This is a genomic window from Pseudomonas sp. TH31 (assembly GCF_016650815.1).
Taxonomy (GTDB): domain Bacteria; phylum Pseudomonadota; class Gammaproteobacteria; order Pseudomonadales; family Pseudomonadaceae; genus Aquipseudomonas.
Genome location: NZ_JAEKEZ010000033.1, coordinates 414,105 through 432,458, shown reverse-complemented (window position 1 = coordinate 432,458; position 18,354 = coordinate 414,105). Strand labels below are relative to the sequence as shown.

General features: G+C 57.7%; 12 protein-coding genes and 5 pseudogenes. 8 read left to right on the top strand and 9 right to left on the bottom strand.

The genetic code is table 11. The features are described from left to right. Positions 1 to 118 precede the first annotated feature (118 nt). From JFV26_RS27695 to rarD, 3 genes and pseudogenes are all read left to right on the top strand, one after another. Positions 119 to 1,428, top strand: a pseudogene (locus JFV26_RS27695) (MFS transporter). Between the two features lie 214 nt (positions 1,429 to 1,642). Further along, the gene (locus JFV26_RS27690) at positions 1,643 to 2,656 is read left to right on the top strand and encodes an aldo/keto reductase (protein WP_201196782.1); all 1,014 of its coding nucleotides are present in this window, start codon (positions 1,643 to 1,645) and stop codon (positions 2,654 to 2,656) included. Positions 2,657 to 2,793: 137 nt separating this feature from the next. Next, a pseudogene (gene rarD / locus JFV26_RS27685) lies at positions 2,794 to 3,680 on the top strand (EamA family transporter RarD). A 151-nt stretch (positions 3,681 to 3,831) separates the two neighbouring features. Here the strand turns inward: rarD and hppD are convergent. After that, entirely contained in the window at positions 3,832 to 4,908 is a 1,077-nt protein-coding gene (hppD, locus tag JFV26_RS27680; protein WP_201196781.1) for a 4-hydroxyphenylpyruvate dioxygenase, read from the bottom strand. A gap of 252 nt (positions 4,909 to 5,160) precedes the next feature. Then, a complete protein-coding gene (locus JFV26_RS27675; RefSeq protein ID WP_201196779.1) occupies positions 5,161 to 6,105 on the bottom strand; it encodes a DMT family transporter in 945 nt (314 codons plus the stop codon). A gap of 69 nt (positions 6,106 to 6,174) precedes the next feature. Here JFV26_RS27675 and JFV26_RS27670 point away from each other — a divergent pair. From JFV26_RS27670 to JFV26_RS27660, 3 genes and pseudogenes are all read left to right on the top strand, one after another. Further along, positions 6,175 to 7,040: pseudogene (locus JFV26_RS27670) on the top strand (LysR family transcriptional regulator). Positions 7,041 to 7,116: 76 nt separating this feature from the next. Continuing rightward, complete coding sequence (locus JFV26_RS27665; protein ID WP_201196777.1) at positions 7,117 to 8,652, top strand: EAL domain-containing protein; 1,536 nt, start codon at positions 7,117 to 7,119, stop codon at positions 8,650 to 8,652. 224 nt (positions 8,653 to 8,876) lie between these two features. Further along, positions 8,877 to 9,239 (top strand): histone-like nucleoid-structuring protein, MvaT/MvaU family, encoded by a 363-nt coding sequence (locus JFV26_RS27660; RefSeq protein WP_201196775.1) that lies wholly within the window; start codon positions 8,877 to 8,879, stop codon positions 9,237 to 9,239. A gap of 219 nt (positions 9,240 to 9,458) precedes the next feature. Here the strand turns inward: JFV26_RS27660 and JFV26_RS27655 are convergent, their stop codons facing one another. After that, the gene (locus JFV26_RS27655) at positions 9,459 to 9,983 is read right to left on the bottom strand and encodes a DUF4946 domain-containing protein (RefSeq protein ID WP_201196773.1); all 525 of its coding nucleotides are present in this window, start codon (positions 9,981 to 9,983) and stop codon (positions 9,459 to 9,461) included. 145 nt (positions 9,984 to 10,128) lie between these two features. Between JFV26_RS27655 and gloA the strand changes: the two genes are divergently transcribed. Beyond that, positions 10,129 to 10,650 carry a lactoylglutathione lyase gene (gene gloA, locus JFV26_RS27650; protein WP_201196771.1) on the top strand — a complete coding sequence of 174 codons (522 nt, stop codon included), beginning with the start codon at positions 10,129 to 10,131 and terminating at the stop codon, positions 10,648 to 10,650. Here gloA and JFV26_RS34265 read toward each other — a convergent pair. From JFV26_RS34265 to JFV26_RS27635, 4 genes and pseudogenes are all read right to left on the bottom strand, one after another. Then, positions 10,632 to 10,763 carry a hypothetical protein gene (locus tag JFV26_RS34265; protein ID WP_274610384.1) on the bottom strand — a complete coding sequence of 44 codons (132 nt, stop codon included), beginning with the start codon at positions 10,761 to 10,763 and terminating at the stop codon, positions 10,632 to 10,634. The two genes, gloA and JFV26_RS34265, sit on opposite strands and share 19 nt — an antisense overlap. Before the next feature lie 38 nt (positions 10,764 to 10,801). Then, a pseudogene (gene ahpF / locus JFV26_RS27645) lies at positions 10,802 to 12,366 on the bottom strand (alkyl hydroperoxide reductase subunit F). A 120-nt stretch (positions 12,367 to 12,486) separates the two neighbouring features. Then, positions 12,487 to 13,050, bottom strand: coding sequence for an alkyl hydroperoxide reductase subunit C (gene ahpC / locus JFV26_RS27640; protein WP_149661727.1), 564 nt, complete (start codon positions 13,048 to 13,050; stop codon positions 12,487 to 12,489). Positions 13,051 to 13,195: 145 nt separating this feature from the next. Then, on the bottom strand, positions 13,196 to 14,140 hold the full coding sequence (locus tag JFV26_RS27635; protein WP_201196769.1) for a site-specific integrase: 945 nt from the start codon (positions 14,138 to 14,140) through the stop codon (positions 13,196 to 13,198). A 177-nt stretch (positions 14,141 to 14,317) separates the two neighbouring features. Between JFV26_RS27635 and JFV26_RS27630 the strand changes: the two genes are divergently transcribed. Then, on the top strand, positions 14,318 to 15,328 hold the full coding sequence (locus JFV26_RS27630; protein ID WP_201196767.1) for a DNA-binding protein: 1,011 nt from the start codon (positions 14,318 to 14,320) through the stop codon (positions 15,326 to 15,328). On the opposite strand, the gene gorA is transcribed toward JFV26_RS27630, so the two are convergent. Further along, the gene (gene gorA / locus JFV26_RS27625) at positions 15,325 to 16,683 is read right to left on the bottom strand and encodes a glutathione-disulfide reductase (protein WP_201196765.1); all 1,359 of its coding nucleotides are present in this window, start codon (positions 16,681 to 16,683) and stop codon (positions 15,325 to 15,327) included. The two genes, JFV26_RS27630 and gorA, sit on opposite strands and share 4 nt — an antisense overlap. Before the next feature lie 199 nt (positions 16,684 to 16,882). Further along, positions 16,883 to 18,342 (bottom strand): annotated as a pseudogene (locus JFV26_RS27620) (MFS transporter). Positions 18,343 to 18,354: the final 12 nt, after the last annotated feature.

Below are 18,354 nucleotides of genomic sequence, written 5' to 3'. Positions count from 1 at the left end.
TTGTTGGCAAACCCTGTGCTCAGGCACAAAGACAATCACCCGAAGGGTGGCCGAGACTCATAGGGCGATCAACGTTACCCTTTGCATCGCAAAAAATCATAATAAAGAGAGAGCCGCCATGTCACAGAGCGCCGCAGCTATCCAGGCCATCGCTGACGATAAAAACGCCGTCTACAAACGCATTACCCTGCGTTTGATCCCCTTCATCTTCATCTGCTATCTGTTCAACTACCTCGACCGGGTAAACGTTGGATTTGCCAAACTGCAGATGCTCGACGCGCTGAAGTTCAGCGAAACCGTATATGGCCTCGGGGCCGGGATCTTCTTTATCGGCTACGTGCTATGCGGCGTGCCAAGCAACCTGGCGCTGACCCGGTTCGGCCCACGGCGCTGGATTGCGCTGATGATGATCGTCTGGGGTTCGCTGTCGACCTGTCTGTTGTTCGTCACCACACCGACCGAGTTCTACACCTTGCGCCTGTTCACCGGCGCGGCAGAAGCCGGGTTCTTCCCGGCGTGGTGCTCTATCTTTCGCAGTGGTTCCCGACCTTCCGCCGTGGCCGCATCATGGCGCTGTTCATGTCGGCTATCCCGGTGTCCGGCCTGCTCGGCAGCCCGTTTTCTGGCTGGATTCTTAACCACTTCGGCGCCGGCCAAGCGGGTTTGGCGGGCTGGCAGTGGATGTTTTTGCTGCAAGGGATTCCGACGATCATCCTCGGCGCCCTCGCCTACTTCCTGCTCAGCGACAGTTACGCTAATGCCAAGTGGCTGACCCCGCACGAGCGGTCCGTGCTGGAAGCCGACCACGCTGAAGACTTGGCCAGCAAGCCGAAAACCACCACGGACTCGCTGCTGGCGGTGTTCAAGAACCCGGCGATCTGGGCGTTTGGCTTGATCTATTTCTGCATCCAGAGTGGCGTTTACGCGATCAACTTCTGGCTGCCGTCGATCATCAAGAACCTGGGGTTCAGCGATAACCTGGTGATCGGCTGGTTGAGCGCGATTCCTTACCTGCTGGCGGCAGTCTTCATGTTGCTGGTCGGTCGTTCGGCGGACCTGCGTAAAGAACGCCGCTGGCACCTGGTGGTGCCGATGCTGATGGGCGCGGTGGGCTTGCTGATTGCGGTGAACTTCGCCACTACGCCGGCGATTGCGATTCTCGGTTTGACCATCGCCACCATGGGCGCCCTCACCGGCCTGCCAATGTTCTGGCCGGTGCCGACAGCGCTGCTGAGCGCGGGCGCGGCGGCGGGAGGTTTGGCGCTGATCAACTCGATGGGGCAGATGGCGGGCTTCCTGAGCCCGTATCTGGTGGGTTGGGTCAAGGACAGCACCGGGTCGACGGATGCGGCGTTGTATCTGCTGGCGGGGGTGATTGTGTGCGGGAGTGTGTTGGCGTTGCGGATGACGCGGACGTTGAAGGTTTAAGACGTCAAGATCAAAAGATCGCAGGCTGCGCCAGCGCCTACGGTAGATCGCGAGCCCCCCAATGTACGCGGTCAACTGTAGGAGCTGGCGCAGCCTGCGATCTTTTGCTTTTTTGTATGAGTCCCCCTGTGAAACTGAGTCGATATTCCGATTGCTCCCGGTAACCGTTCTGGTATTTGATTGACGCCTTTCCCATCGGCAAAAGGATTTCGTCATGAGTTACCGCACACTGGGTCATTCGGGGCTGCAGGTGTCCACCTTGACCCTGGGCACCATGATGTTCGGCGAACAGACCAGCACCGAAGATTCCCTACGGATCATCGACAAGGCCTGGGACCAGGGCATCAATTTCATCGACACCGCCGACGTCTACACCGGCGGCCGCTCCGAAGAGATTGTCGGCGAAGCGATTGCCGGCAATCGTCACGAGTGGGTACTCGCCACCAAGGTCGGTTTCGGCCCGGTAGATGGCGTGCCGAACCGCAGCGGCCTGAGCCGCAAGCACCTGTTCAACGGTATCGACGCCAGCCTGACGCGACTGGGCACCGACTATGTCGACATCTATTACCTGCATCGCGAAGACCACAACACACCGCTGGAAGTGACGATCTCGGCCATCGGCGACCTGATTCGCCAGGGCAAGATCCGCTACTGGGGCCTGTCCAACTACCGTGGCTGGCGCATCGCCGAAGTGATTCGCGTGGCGGACAAGCTCGGTGTCGACCGGCCGGTGATCAGCCAGCCGCTGTACAACATTGTCAACCGCCAGGCTGAAACCGAGCAAATCACCGCGGCTCACGCCTATGGCTTGGGTGTTGTGCCTTACAGTCCGCTGGCGCGCGGCGTGCTCAGCGGCAAATACGCACCAGACGTGAAGCCGGACGCCAACAGCCGCGCCGGGCGCCAGGACAAACGCATCCTCGAAACCGAATGGCGCGTTGAATCGCTGCGCATTGCCCAGCAGATCCAGCAATACACCCAGGGTCGTGGCGTCGGCATCGTCGAATTCGCCATCGCCTGGGTGCTGAACAACAACGCCGTGACCTCGGCCATCGTCGGGCCGCGCACCGAGGAACAGTGGGACGTCTACACCAAGGCCCAAGCGGTGAAGATCACGGCGCAAGACGAGGCGTTTATCGATTCGCTGGTAACGCCGGGGCACTCCTCGACACCGGGGTTCAATGACGTCAGCCACTTCGTGTCCGGCCGTAAACCCCGTAATGCCTGACACACATCCTGTAGGAGCGAAGCTTGCTCGCCCCACAGGTTTCACATTCGGTTGATCTTGATCAATCGGACAATGTTCTACGCTAAAACCACGTATCCTCCGCCCCCTGGTTTCACGTTCAACCCCGCGAGGACAGTTTGTCTAAAGGTATCGCTTTATCGGTCACAGCTTCAGTGCTGTTTGCCGTCATGTATTACTACACCTCATTGCTCACCCCGTTGAGCGGCGTAGAAATCTTCGGCTGGCGGATGCTCCTGACCGTGCCCTGCATGACAGTGTTCATGGTGGTGTCCGGCGAATGGCGGCGCTCGGTCGAGATCCTTAAACGTCTGATCGGTAAACCGAAACTGCTCGCTGCCCTGATCGTGTCGGCAACACTGCTGGGCCTGCAACTCTGGCTGTTTATGTGGGCACCACTCAACGGCTACAGCCTCGACGTCTCGCTGGGTTATTTCCTGCTGCCGCTGTCGATGGTGCTGACCGGACGGATTGCCTACGGCGAGCGCTTGTCCTACCTGCAAAAAGTCGCGGTGTTTTTCGCCTCCCTCGGCGTGCTCAACGAGTTGTACCAGGTCGGCGGTTTTTCCTGGGCAACGTTGTTGGTGGTGGTCGGTTACCCCACCTACTTCGTGCTGCGCAAGTGGCTGAAGACCGACAACCTCGGGGGTTGTGGCTGGACATGAGCCTGATGCTACCGGTGGCGTTCTGGTTCGTCTGGGGCGGTGAACAAGGTTTTGACGTATTCGATCAATACCCGTGGCTGTCGCTGCTGATCCCTGTGCTGGGATTGATCAGTGCTTCGGCGCTGGTGGTCTACATCATCGCCAGCCGACTATTGCCGTTCAGCCTGTTTGGGTTGTTGAGCTATGTTGAGCCGGTGTTATTGCTCGGTGTGGCGTTGCTGCTGGGGGAAAGCATCAAGCCTGGGGAATGGCTGACCTATATTCCGATCTGGTTGGCGGTGGTAGTTCTGGTGTTTGAAGGCTTCAAACACCTCGTCCGCCAGCGCCGCCGCCCAATGTAGGAGCAAGGCTTGCCCGCGATGAACGATGACGCAATTCGCCAGATACACCGAGGCGCCTCAATCGCGAGCAAGCTTTGCTCCTACGGACAGCAAAAACGAAAAAGCCCGGTCAGCAGTAATGCTGACCGGGCTTTGCTATTTCTGTAGCGGCTTACTCGGTGGCAAGCACACCGCGACGCACCTGGTCCCGCTCGATCGATTCGAACAACGCCTTGAAGTTGCCTTCGCCGAAGCCATCATCGCCTTTACGCTGGATGAATTCGAAGAACACCGGCCCCATCAGGGTTTCCGAGAAGATCTGCAACAGCAGACGCTTGTCGCCCGACTCGGACGAACCGTCCAGCAGGATCCCGCGCATTTGCAGTTGATCGACCGGCTCGCCGTGGTTCGGCAAACGGCCTTCGAGCATTTCGTAATAGGTTTGCGGCGGTGCGGTCATGAAGCGCATGCCGATTTTCTTCAGGCGATCCCAGGTGTCGATCAGGTTGTCGCTGAGGAACGCGACGTGCTGGATACCTTCGCCGTTGAACTGCATCAGGAACTCTTCGATCTGCCCGGCGCCCTTGGACGATTCTTCGTTCAACGGGATGCGGATCATGCCATCCGGCGCGGTCATCGCCTTGGAGGTCAGGCCGGTGTATTCGCCCTTGATGTCGAAGTAACGGATTTCACGGAAGTTGAACAGCTTCTCGTAGAAGTTGGCCCAGTAGGCCATGCGACCGCGATATACGTTGTGGGTCAGGTGATCGATGATCTTCAGGCCCGCCCCTTCCGGGTTGCGGTCCACGCCTTCGATGAACACGAAGTCGATGTCGTAGATCGAGCTGCCTTCGCCGAAACGGTCGATCAGGTACAGCGGCGCGCCGCCGATGCCTTTGATCGCCGGCAGGTTCAGTTCCATCGGGCCGGTTTCGATGTGAATCGGCTGGGCGCCGAGTTCCAGGGCGCGGGCAAACGCTTGCTGAGCATTTTTGACGCGGAACGCCATGCCGCACACCGACGGACCGTGCTCGGCCGCGAAGTACGATGCGACGCTGTGGGGCTCGTTGTTGAGGATCAGGTTGATCTGGCCCTGGCGATACAGGTGCACATCCTTGGAACGGTGGGTCGCGACCTTGCTGAAGCCCATGATCTCGAAGATCGGCTCCAGGGTGTTCGGGGTCGGGGATGCAAACTCAATGAATTCAAAGCCCATCAGGCCCATTGGGTTTTCGTATAAATCTGCCATGGTTGGCGCCTCATCATCATTTTTAGAATTAACGTATCGTTAGTTGCTAGCAATGCTGAGACTGCCGGGTGGCGCGCAGGAGATGCCCCGAACGCTGCGGGCGAGGAAGTCACCGTAGATCAATTGGAACCCAAAACTCTTCATTGTCGACCCAAGGCTCTTGTGGGCGAGGCTTCTGCTGCCAGAAGACGTTTATTATTGTATGCGTAACTCGATTCTACACAGCGTAAAACGGTTTGTCCGCCTTCTGTATCAAATCCCCTTTTTCGCGGCCGACGCAAGCGGTTTGTTGCTCAGGTAAATCCCAGCCAGGATTAGCCCACCGCCCAGGCACATGGTCAGCGTCAGTTGCTCGCCCAACAGCAATGCACCGAGGATCACGGCAGTCAGTGGATTCAAGGCAATGAACACACCCGAGCGGGTCGCACCGATTTTGCGAATGCCGTCGTAATAGCCGATATAGGCCAGCGCCGAGCCGAGTACGCCAAGGTACGTCAAGCCCAGCCATTGTTGCGGCCCCAGGCTGAGCAGCGCATCGACACTCAGTTCGCCGCGCAGTGCACTGGTCGCCCAGAGCATCGCCGTGCCCAACAAAATCGAGTAGGTGACTGTCTGCACCGGCCCCAATGTCTGATTGAGCTCCCTGGAAAACAGCGAGTAAACGCCCCAACTCAGAACACAGCCGAAAATCAGCAGATCGCCGATCCACGCATCGGCATTGCTCGCCAGCAATTGCGGGTTTCGGCTGACGATCACGATACTGGCCCCGGCGATACAGCTCGCAATTCCAGCCACTTTCGCCCGGCCCAAGCGTTCCTTTAACAGCAGCCACGACGCCAGGCCGATCACCGCCGGATTTAACGCCACGATCAACGACGCCCGTGACGCGTTGATGTAATGCAGCCCGTAAAAGAAGCACAGGTTGTAGAAGAAGATGCCGAATAACCCCAGCAACGCTAATTGCAACCATTGCCTCGCGCTCGGTCGCAGCAGCGGCACCCGGGCCTGCCACACAAACAGCAACAACGCGATGCTGGCGAGCAAAAACCGCAGGCTGGCGGCAAACAACGGGCTAAGGCTATCGGCCAGGAAACGCCCGGCGACAAAGGTCCCGCCCCAGATCATGGTCACCGCCGCCAACTTCAGGTAAACCGGCGTATCCGACGGCTTTGTCGGGTTTTGCTCATAGCTACTCATAAGTCACCAGAAGAAAAGATGCCGTATCATCTGGCTAATGTCCGATCATCGTAAAATGAGTAAACACTCATGACCCTGACGCAACTGGAAATCTTCTCGCTCGTGGCTGAACTGCGCGGTTTCACAGCGGCGGCCAATCGCCTGGGAATCTCGCAATCGGCGGTTTCTCATGCGCTCAAGTCGCTGGAACAAGAGCTGGGCGTCGAATTGCTGCACCGGCACCAATCCCAAGCCGAACTCAGCGACATCGGCCAGCAACTACTGCTGCGCGCCCGGGCGATGCTCGGGTTGGCCAACACCTTGCGCCAGGAAGCCGCAGATGCCCGGGGATGAAACGCGGCACCCTACGCATCGGCTCGTTCGGCCCGACATCATCGATAAAATTGCTGCCAACGATCCTGAAACAATACCGCGCGGCCCATCCAGGCATCGAAGTACACATCGATGAAGGCCCGGATCGCCAAGTGATTCAGTGGCTGGAAGAACGGCGCATTGACATCGGTTTTGTGGTGCTGCCCGAAGAACGTTTCGACACCTTTTCGCTGTTGGAGGACCAAATGGTCGCGCTGCTGCCCGCCGGTCATCCACTGGCAAAGCGCGACAGCCTGAGTTTGAGCGACTTGTGTCATGACCCGTTCGTGCTGACCGAGGCCGGCTCTTCGGAGCTGGTTTCCCGGCTGTTCAATGCCGCCCGGTTGACGCCGAACATCCGCTTTCGCTGCTCGCAATTGCTCAGCACCCTGGACACCGTGGGCCGTGGCGATGCCCTGACCGTCGTCGCCGAAAGCTCATTGCCGGAAGGCGACGACTGTCGCTGTGTGAAGATACCGCTGTCACCGTCGGTCAAACGTCAAGTCGGGTTGGCGGTGCTGGATCAACGTCAATCTTCGCCGGCAACCCTGGCCTTTATCAAACTGGCTTCGAGCCTGAGCTAGCGCTGAGCGGCATAAGCGCAAACGGCCAACTATCATGGCCATTGAACGCCTTGTTCCATCGCCGCAGGTTTCGCAGATGCCACTGACCGTAAAGTCCCGCCGCAAGCGCAGCATCCGGATTGCTGTGACCGTTTTAAGCGGCGTACTGCCGGTGCTGTTGGGGTTCGCCATCCTCAATATGCAAGCCGAACGTGCACTCAAACAAAGCTCCGAGCAAACCGCCGACGAAGCCCTGCTCCAATTCAACCTGATGCTCGACAACACAGCGGAGGCGGCACAGGTGTTGCTGCCTTTAGCCGGTGGCAGTTGCAACGACGCCAAACTGGCCCTGCGCGAGCAGGTAACGCGCCACCCCTTCGTGCGCTCGACCAATCTGGTGTATGACAACAACCTCTATTGCAGCTCGTTGTTTGGTGACTATCAGCAGCAGGTTAACCCGGGCGATTACACCCAAGGGCAGTTGTGGTTAATGAACGGCAACCCGGTGACGCCTAACACCGCGCTGCTGGTGTATCGCCTCAGTGATGACAAAAAAGGCGCGCTAACCACACTCAATGGTTACCACCTGAGCAACTTGCTGCGCCTGATCGGGCGTCAGACTTCGCTGTTGCTGCAAGTGGGCAATAACTGGTTATCCGCCGACGGGAAAGTCCATAAAGGCGCCCTGCCCGCCTTGCCGGTGGCGCAAAGCACGCGGGTTTCCGGGCCGTATGCCTTTACCGTAGCCGCCGGATTTCCCGAGGGCGAAACCTGGCGCTACATGAGCAGTGAGTATCCGCCGCTGTTCAGTCTGCTGATTTTTTTTGGCGTGATCTCGGGCTTGATCGGGCATGTCTTGCAAAAACGTGCCTCTTCGCCCAGCGTTGAACTGCGGCGGGCGCTGGAGGCCGGGGAGTTCATTCCATATTTTCAGCCCGTGGTACATGGTGACACTAAGAAATGGAGCGGCACTGAGGTGCTGATGCGCTGGAATCATCCCAAGGAAGGCCTGGTGCGGCCGGATCTGTTTATCCCGTTTGCGGAACACTCAGGGCTGATCGTGCCGATGACCCGCGCCTTGATGCAGCAAACCTGCGCGCTGCTGGCGCCGGTGTCGGCATCGTTCGACAAGCCGTTTCACATCGGCATCAACATCACGGCCAGCCACTGCCAGGACCTGGAACTGGTGGAAGACTGCCGCGAATTCATCGAGGCCTTTGTGCCGGGCAGCATCAGCCTGGTGCTGGAACTGACCGAACGTGAACTCATCGAGCCCACAGACATCACTCACCAGTTGTTCGAGCAACTTCACGGGTTGGGCGTGATGATCGCGATCGATGACTTTGGTACCGGCCATTCAAGCCTGGGTTATCTGCGACAGTTCAATGTGGATTTCCTGAAAATCGATCAGAGTTTCGTTGCGATGATCGGCGCCGATGCTCTTTCCGGGCACATTCTGGACAGCATAATCGAACTCTCGGCCAAGCTGGACTTGGGAATTGTGGCCGAGGGAGTAGAAACCGAGGCGCAAAGCGATTACCTGACGACGCACCACGTGAACTTTCTGCAAGGCTACCTGTTTGGCCGGCCAATGCCCGGTGCCGACTTCATTAATGCATTAAGTCACCATTAACCGGCTTGGTAAATAACGAAATCCTGCCCCAAATTGAATCAAGACACTGCTGTTGTTACATGAAGAAAAAGACAGGATTTACTCTTGGCCAATTAACTACTACAATTTTTCTTGCCTGTGCAAGATTGGCAGGTGAGCCATTATCACCGAGTCGCTTCAAGGCTCTTGGCTTATAGCTTTGTTTGCGGTTGGTATCAGCCAAACACACTATTGGAGTAAAGATATTGTCCAGACTCGCTGAATTTCGTGCCGCTGAAAAGGCCCTTCAAGAACAGCTCAAGCAACTGGAGTCCCTGAAGAACGATGCCGGGCTCAAGAAAGAAATCGAATTCGAAGAAAAGCTCCAGGGGCTGATGAAAACCTACGGCAAGAGCCTGCGCGACATCGTCGCCATCCTCGACCCGAACCCGGCGAAGTCGGGCCTTCAACAGGCAGCGCCTAAAACCCGCCGCGCCCGTGTGGTCAAGGTCTATCACAATCCGCACACAGGTGAACTGATTGAAACCAAGGGCGGCAACCACCGCGGCCTGAAAGCCTGGAAGGAACAATACGGCGCAGCTACCGTTGATTCCTGGTTGCGCGGCTAACCCTTTGCAACTACAAAAAAAGCCCTGCTAATGCAGGGCTTTTTTAGGGGGACATCTAACAAATGCGACGATAGTCGTCGATAAAGTTGGAAATACCTTGTGACGGGGATGCCGCCTCGGCAAGAACTCAATACTTTCCAGCTAACTTTGTGCTTAATCCCTTTGGGTATCTAAAGAGGCCGAGCCCTGGCGCAATCGATCGCCGATTCAATTCTTCGGCTACAGTTTCAAGCTGTTACGGGCAGCCTGAATTTCGTCCTGACTTGCCTTATAAGCCGCCGCTTGCCCGGCGTAGGAAAGAACATAGGCCTTGTCCGCCTCCACGGCCGCGACCAATGTTTGGGACAGCACGTGTCGACCGTTCTGGGTAACCGTACAAGTGGTTTCAAGCGCTGGCAGTTGACTCAACGTGGCCGGGTGAATACTGTTGCAGACACTTTGATAGCCGCCCAGGAAGAAGTCCTTCTGCACCGATTTGCGCATCTCCAGCAACACGCCCTGTAAATTGACCTGATGGCCGCTTTCGACTTGGGTCATCGTCAGTTCCATCACCAGCACCTGGTTGCCATCGGCATCATTTTTCACCGCGCGCTGGCGGGATACCTGCGGCGCGGCATCATTGGGCGCTACAGCCTCCACCTCCCAGCCACTTGGCCACGCAATGCTCGGGGTGTCTGCCTGCACCGAGGTGGCCAGTGCAAACAAACCCATGAAAACGAACAGCGATTTGAACGGTCGGATCATTACGAGGGGTACTCACAGATTGAACCACAAAGTCTGAGCCTCACTCGGCCGCCAGGCAATAGCTGGTCGTTTTGGTTTGGCGATGCCCGGACGCTTGCGTATCATTGCGACCATTCGCCAGCCCCACTTATTTTCCGGAGGGCCCATGAGCCTGCACGAATTGAACACCTTCCCGGGCGTGACCGCCCAACCTGATAGAGCCACTCAGAAGTTCGTTTTCAACCACACCATGCTGCGGGTCAAGGACATCACCAAGTCGCTGGATTTCTACACGCGTATCCTCGGTTTCTCGCTGGTTGAAAAGCGCGACTTCCCGGAAGCCGAATTCAGCCTGTACTTCCTGGCGCTGGTCGATAAAAACCAGATCCCGGCCGACGCCGCAGCACGTACCGAGTGGATGAAGTCGATTCCCGGCATACTGGAGCTGACCCACAACCACGGCACCGAGAACGATCCGGAGTTCGCTTACCACAACGGTAACACCGACCCGCGCGGCTTCGGTCATATCTGCATTTCGGTGCCGGACATTCGCGCCGCGTGCGAGCGTTTTGAAGCTCTGGGCTGTGATTTCCAGAAGCGTTTGAACGATGGCCGGATGAAGAGCCTGGCGTTTATCAAGGACCCGGATGCGTACTGGGTCGAGATCATTCAGCCTGCGCCGATGTAAAGCAAAATCAAAAGATCGCAGGCTTCGCCAGCTCCTACAGAATCACGCATGACCGGGCTTTTGTAGGAGCTGCCGCAGGCTGCGATCTTTTCGGCAGGCATAAAAAACCCCATGATCACTCATGGGGTTTTTGTGTTTTCAGCCTTGGCGCTTACGCCGGGGCCGAGGCCCGGATCAAGTGATCGAATGCGCTCAGGGAAGCCTTGGCACCCTCGCCCACTGCAATCACGATCTGCTTGTACGGCACGGTGGTCACATCACCGGCAGCGAACACGCCCGGCAATGAGGTTTCACCACGAGCATCGACGATGATCTCGCCACGCGGTGACAACTCGACGGTGCCTTTGAGCCAGTCGGTGTTAGGCAGCAGACCGATCTGCACAAAGATCCCTTCCAGCTCGACCGTGTTGAACTCACCTGAATCACGATCTTTGTAGACCAGGCCGGTTACCTTCTCGCCGTCGCCCTTCACTTCGCTGGTCAGCGCGCTGGTGATGACGTTGACATTTGGCAGGCTGTACAACTTGCGTTGCAAGACAGCATCGGCGCGCAGCTTGCTGTCGAACTCCAGCAGCGTGACGTGGCTGACAATACCGGCCAGGTCGATGGCCGCTTCAACGCCGGAGTTACCGCCGCCGATCACCGCCACACGCTTGCCCTTGAATAGTGGGCCGTCGCAGTGCGGGCAGAAGCACACGCCTTTGGCCTTGTATTGTTGCTCCCCGGCACACCCATTTCGCGCCAGCGGGCGCCGGTGGCAAGGATCAGCGCCCTGGTTTTCAGGCTGGCGCCGCTTTCGAAGCGAACTTCATGCAACTCGCCGACATTCTTCGCCGGGATCAGCGCAGTAGCGCGTTGCAGGTTCATGATGTCGACGTCGTATTGCTTGACGTGTTCTTCCAGGGCGCTGGCCAGTTTCGGCCCTTCGGTTTCCTGTACGGAGATGAAGTTCTCGATGGCCATGGTGTCCAGCACCTGCCCACCAAAACGCTCAGCGGCCACGCCGGTACGAATGCCTTTACGGGCAGCGTAGATCGCCGCCGAAGCACCGGCCGGGCCACCGCCGACGATCAACACGTCAAAGGCTTCTTTGGCGCTGATCTTTTCGGCCTGGCGCTCGGCACCGCTGATGTCGATCTTGGCGAGGATTTCTTCCAGCCCCATGCGGCCCTGGCCGAAGATTTCGCCGTTCAGGTAGATACTTGGCACCGCCATGACCTTGCGGTCATCGACTTCAGCCTGGAACAACGCACCATCGATGGCGACGTGGTGGATGTTCGGGTTGAGCACGGCCATCAGGTTCAGCGCCTGGACCACGTCCGGGCAGTTCTGGCAGGACAGCGAGAAGTAAGTCTCGAAGCTGAACTGGCCTTTGAGCGAGCGGATCTGTTCGATCACTTCAACGCTGGCTTTCGAAGGGTGGCCGCCGACTTGCAGCAAAGCCAGCACCAACGAGGTGAATTCGTGGCCCATCGGGATGCCGGCAAAACGCAGACTGATATCGGCACCCGGGCGGTTGATCGAGAACGATGGCTTGCGGGCATCGTCACCGTTGTCGAGCAACGTAATTTGAGTAGAAAGACTGGCAACTTCTTTCAGCAGTTCGAGCATTTCCTGGGATTTCGCACCGTCGTCGAGGGAAGCAACGATCTCGATCGGTTGGGTGACCCGTTCCAGGTACGATTTCAACTGGGCTTTAAGATTGGCGTCCAACATACGGGCGATCCTTTATTTGAGGCGAAAAAAACGCCCGAGCGAATCTCGCCCGGGCGTTTTTGGGGGCGGTTGCAGCTTACTTAGGTGCGGAAACCCGCCCCGGGGATGCTTTTTCAAGACTTAGATCTTGCCAACCAGGTCCAGGGACGGAGCCAGGGTGGCCTCGCCTTCTTTCCACTTGGCCGGGCAGACTTCGCCCGGGTGAGCAGCAACGTACTGGGCAGCCTTGATTTTGCGCAGCAGCTCGGAAGCGTCACGGCCAACACCGCCGTCGTTCAGCTCAACAATTTTGATCTGACCTTCAGGGTTGATCACGAAGGTGCCACGGTCAGCCAGGCCTACTTCTTCGATCAGTACGTCGAAGTTGCGGGAGATGGCGTGGGTCGGGTCACCGATCATGGTGTATTCGATTTTGCCGATGGCTGGCGAAGTGTTGTGCCAGGCCGCGTGGGCAAAGTGGGTGTCAGTGGAAACGCTGTAGATCTCGACGCCCAGTTTCTGGAACGCGGAGTAGTTGTCAGCCAGGTCTTCCAGTTCGGTCGGGCAAACGAAGGTGAAGTCAGCCGGGTAGAAGAACACGACAGACCACTTGCCTTTCAGGTCAGCGTCCGACACTTGTACGAAGTCGCCATTTTTGTAAGCGGTAGCTTTGAACGGTTTAACTTGGCTGTTGATGATAGGCATCGGTGACTCTCCGTCAGGGTTGAAAAGTTTGGTTAAGAAGTTGATGGGGTGAATCCTACCCACTCGATCGCCGGATGGCTCATTGGCAAACCTCATGCTGCTCATTGGTTTTCGCTATTAGCCGACAGTATTAATAGAAGAAAACTTACTGAGCAGCGGCAATGGATTTTTCCGCGAGTGGCGCCATCCCGAGAAACGGGCTGGCCTCGACATAGCGCATGGCGGACTTCATATCCTTCCAGCCCACGTAACTCATCAACGACTTCAAATCCCAACCGCTCTGGTGAGCCCAGGTCGCAAAGCCGCGCCGCAAGGAGTGACTGGTGTAATGCTCGGCGGGGATGCCCGCACGCTCCAGCGCCTGGCGCAGTAATGGAATCACACTGTTGGCGTGCAAGCCCTCCTCGCTCAAGTTGCCCCAACGGTCTATGCCACGGAACACCGGCCCACGGACCAACGCGGCTTCGGTGATCCAGTCGATGTAGGCCTGAACCGGACACAAACGCTGCAACGCCGGGGTCTGGAAAGTCTTGCCGAGGTTTTCCCGATCGCTCTTGCTGCGCGGCAGATAGAGCGTGATGCCCGACTGAGCGGTGGCTTTCACGTGTTCGATCTGTAAGCGGCACAGCTCATCACTGCGAAAGCCACGCCAGAAGCCCAACAGGATCAGCGCCATGTCACGCCTTGCTCTCAGCAATCCCGGTTGATCGCCATCAGCACGGGCGGTTTGCGCTTCCTGCTCAAGCCAGGCCACCACTTGCTCCAAGTGCTGAAGCTGCAACGGCTCGGCCTGTTTCTCCTGAGCAGGGTGCAACGCACGAATGCCCTTGAACACCTGACGCACCACTGGCGCCTTGGTCGGATCAGCAAAGCCCTGGCTGTTGTGCCATTGCGCCAATGCCGAAAGGCGAAGCTTCAGGGTATTGATCGACAGCAAGCCCGCATGCGCGACGAGATAGCGCGCAACGCTGTCGCTGGTCGCCGGCAGAAACCCGCCCCAACTGACTTCGAAGTGCTCGATGGCCGCCCGGTAGCTGCGACGTGTGTTGTCGCGGGTGGCGGCTTGCAGGTAGCGATCCAGATCGGTCATGGGCTCTGCTCTCGAAAACGTACCGCTTTGGCGGGCGAAAACCGTGCGCAAGACTCATCACACGGGGTAATACCAGTATATCCCGCGCCAGCAATCTAAAGGATTTAACTTTCAACATAGGATGGTACAATGTGTAATTGATGTTACGTACCACAGTACGAAATCGTAGGAGAACTCATGGCTCGTGGCGGTGTAAATAAAGCAGTGGTGCAAGCGGCACGTTTGGCGATCCTCGCCCGCGGCGAAAACCCAAGCATCGACGCAGTACGGATCGAGATGGGTAATACAGGCTCGAAAACCACGATTCATCGCTATTTGAAGGAGCTGGATGGCGGTATGGAGCGTGCTGAAGAGACGTCCGAACCCATCGATGATGAGCTGGCAGGGTTGGTTTCGCGCCTGGCGCAGCGCCTGAAAGAACAGGCGCAAGAACCAATCGACCAGGCGCGCGAACAGTTTGATCGCCAGCGAAAAGCGCTGGAAACACAGCTCGATGAAGCCCGCGAGGCGAATACCGAACTCCACCAGCAATACGAGATTCAAAGCCTGGCGCTAACGCAGGAATCCGAGGCGCTGCTGGAAACCCGCTCGATGCTGCAGGCCGAGCAGACCCGCAACGCCGGTCTGAATCAGGCGCTGTCCGATTTCGAGTTACGCTTGAAAGACAAGGACGAGCAGATCCGCTCCCTCGAAGAAAAACACCTGCACGCCCGCGATGCGCTTGAGCACTATCGCAATGCGGTCAAGGAACAGCGCGAGCAGGAGCAGCGCCGCCACGAAGGTCAGGTGCAACAGATCCAGATGGAACTGCGCCAGGCCCAGCAAAGCGCACTCGTCCGCCAGGATGAGATCACGCAGTTGCACCGCGACAACGAACGCTTGCTGACCGAAAACCGCGGAACACTAAGAGAGTTGAGCCTGTTGCAGGAGCAACTCAAGCAAGCCAACAGCCGACAGGATCAACTGTTGGAGCAAGCCAACCGCGTCGACAGTGAACGCACCCTCCTGCAGGAACGCTTGCGTATTGCCCTGCTGGAAAGCCAGGCACTCAAGCAGAACGTCGACGAGCAGTCGCAGATCAATCAGTCACTGGAAATCAAATTGGCGAAGACCCAGGCCAGCCTGGATGAAAGCGTGCGCCTGGCGGCGGTCGTTGCGACCGCGCCAGACACAGCGAAGGACGATTAACTCGCGACCGGCGTACGCATGGTGACAAACTCTTCGGCAGCCGTTGGATGCACACCGATGGTTTCGTCGAAGTCGCGCTTGGTGGCACCCGCCTTCAAGGCAATTGCCAGTCCCTGCACGATCTCACCAGCGTCGGGGCCGACCATGTGACAGCCCAGAACCTTGTCGGTCCTGGCGTCCACCACCAGCTTCATCAGCGTGCGCTCCTGACATTCGGTCAGGGTCAGCTTCATCGGCCGGAAACGACTTTCATAGATCACCACCTCGTGCCCGGCTTCCCGGGCCTCTTCCTCGCTCAGACCGACGGTGCCGATGTTCGGCAAGCTGAACACAGCCGTCGGAATCATCTTGTAATCCACCGGACGATACTGCTCAGGCTTGAACAAACGACGCGCCACGGCCATGCCTTCGGCCAGCGCCACCGGCGTCAGTTGCACGCGACCGATCACATCACCCAACGCCAGAATCGACGGCTCAGCGGTCTGATACTGCTCATTCACTTCGACGAAACCTTTCTTGTCGAGCTTGACGCCGGTGTTCTCCAGCCCGAGATTGTCCAGCATCGGACGTCGACCCGTGGCATAGAACACGCAATCAGCTTCCAGCTCGCGACCATCCTTGAGGGTGGCTCTCAGGCTGCCATCGGCCTGCTTCTCGATGCGCTCGATGTCCGCATTGAACTGCAAGTCCATGCCGCGCTTGGTGAGCTCCTCCTGCAAGTGCTTGCGCACCGCGCCGTCAAAGCCGCGAAGAAACAGATCACCGCGATACAACAACGTGGTCTCAGCGCCCAAACCGTGGAAGATCCCGGCGAATTCCACAGCGATGTAACCACCGCCAACCACCAGCACGCGTTTAGGCAGCTCTTTGAGGAAGAACGCCTGGTTCGAGCTGATCGCATGTTCGTGTCCCGGAATCTCCGGGATCTGCGGCCAGCCGCCGGTAGCAATCAGGATGTGTTCAGCGGTGTGGCGTTCGCCATTGATCTCAACGGTATGCGGGTCGAGGATCCTGGCGTGCCCCTCATGCAAGGTCACACCGCTGTTGACCAGCAGGTTGCGATAGATGCCGTTCAGGCGATTGATCTCACGGTCCTTGTTGGCGATCAGCGTCGCCCAATCGAACTTCGCCTCGCCAAGCGTCCAGCCGAAGCCGGAAGACTGTTCGAAGTCTTCGGCAAAGTGTGCGCCGTAGACCAGCAGTTTTTTCGGCACGCAGCCGACGTTGACACAGGTGCCACCCAAATAGCGGCTTTCAGCCACGGCGACTTTTGCGCCAAAACCGGCCGCAAATCGCGCAGCCCGCACACCGCCGGAACCGGCGCCAATCACATAAAGGTCAAAATCGTAGGCCATTTCTATCTCCTCGGCAGGCCATCAGCATACCCGCAGAAGCCCGTTGGGCAAGCGCTGCAAACAATAAGGGCCAGAAAATGAAAAAGCCGCCCAACAGACCCCATAGGGACCTGGCTAGCCGCCCGGCGACTCATAAGCGCTGAAAGGGTCGGGACGTGCAGGTTTTACAAGGCTTACACGGCCCGACCTTCGTTTTCGATCAATTCCTCGCTGCAAGCGGTGTCTTCGATATACGCAGAGTACGCCAGGCGATCAAAATCGCGATGAGTGCCAAGCCGAACGTCACCCACGAAACCAAACTGATTCCACCTTCGAATGCCATTCCCGCTTGCGTCATCAGCTCTCTTGCTTGAGCACCTGACAAATCTGCCGCCACATAATTAGCTCCCGCTAGCGTCTCACTCGCCAGCATCGTCTGCGCCTCGCTCAAAAACCCCGGAAGCTGCAGTGCACCGCGATAGTAGGCCGTGACGAGACCGCCAAGTACTGTCGTCCCCAACACCACGCCCACTTCATAGGCCGTTTCGCTAATGGCCGACGCCGCACCCGCCTTTGCCGGTGGTGCAGCCGACAAAATCACATCGTTGGATACTGTCGCGATCGCGCCCACGCCAATGTTCAGCAAGGCAAAAGCCACCACCAGCACGACCAGGCTGCTACCCATGCTCGCGACCAGCAAAAACGCCGCTCCTGCAAACGCCATTAGAACCGGTATCAGCACATGCACCTGTACTCGCTGCGCTACCGGTACTACCGCCATACCCGCCACGATCGCCATGATCTGGCCAGGCACCAACACGAGGCTGGCGCTCAAGGGCGACATTTGGAGAACGATCTGCAAGAACTGCGTGGTGAAGAATACAAAACCGACGAGGAACGCGAGACTCATCAGATTGATCACGACGGAACCGGTAAACGTACCACTACGGAACAGGCTCAGATCCATCAATGGCACTGGCAAACGTAGCTGTCGATGCACAAACATCCACCCAGCGACCATACCCACAACAAATGCTGTCAGCGCCATCCAGTCGACACCATTACTGGCGCTGTGTTTAATGCCGTAAACGATAGCACTGAGGGCTACCATCGATTGCACGATACTCAGCGGATCCAACGGGCCTGAATGGCCCCGTTCGGATTCGGATAACAACAGTGGCCCCAGCACCAGGAGTGGAATCAATACAGGTACCGCCAACAGGAAAATCGACTCCCAGCTGAAAAACTCCAGCAACCCCCGCCGACCAAGGGACCCAGTGCTGATCCTACCGTCAATGTCGTTGCCCAGATCGCGACGGCGAACCTGCGCTCCTCTCGATCATCGAACACCGAGCGGATCAATGCCAAGGTCGACGGCATCAGCATCGCACCAAACACGCCCATGCAAGCCCGCCCGGCAATTAGTTGTTCGGCCGTCGCGGAATACGCGGTCAACACCGACACACTGACAAAACCCAAAGACCCAGCCAGTAACAACTTGCGATGACCGATTCGATCTCCCAGACTGCCCATCGATATCAGCAATCCTGCCAATACCAGCGAATAGGCATCGATCATCCATAACTGCTGGCTCGCGCTCGGGCGCAGGGCCTCGGCGATCTTTGGCAATGCGAATCCAAGCACCGTATTGTCTACTGTCACCAGCAATACTGGTAGCATCAGCACACTTAG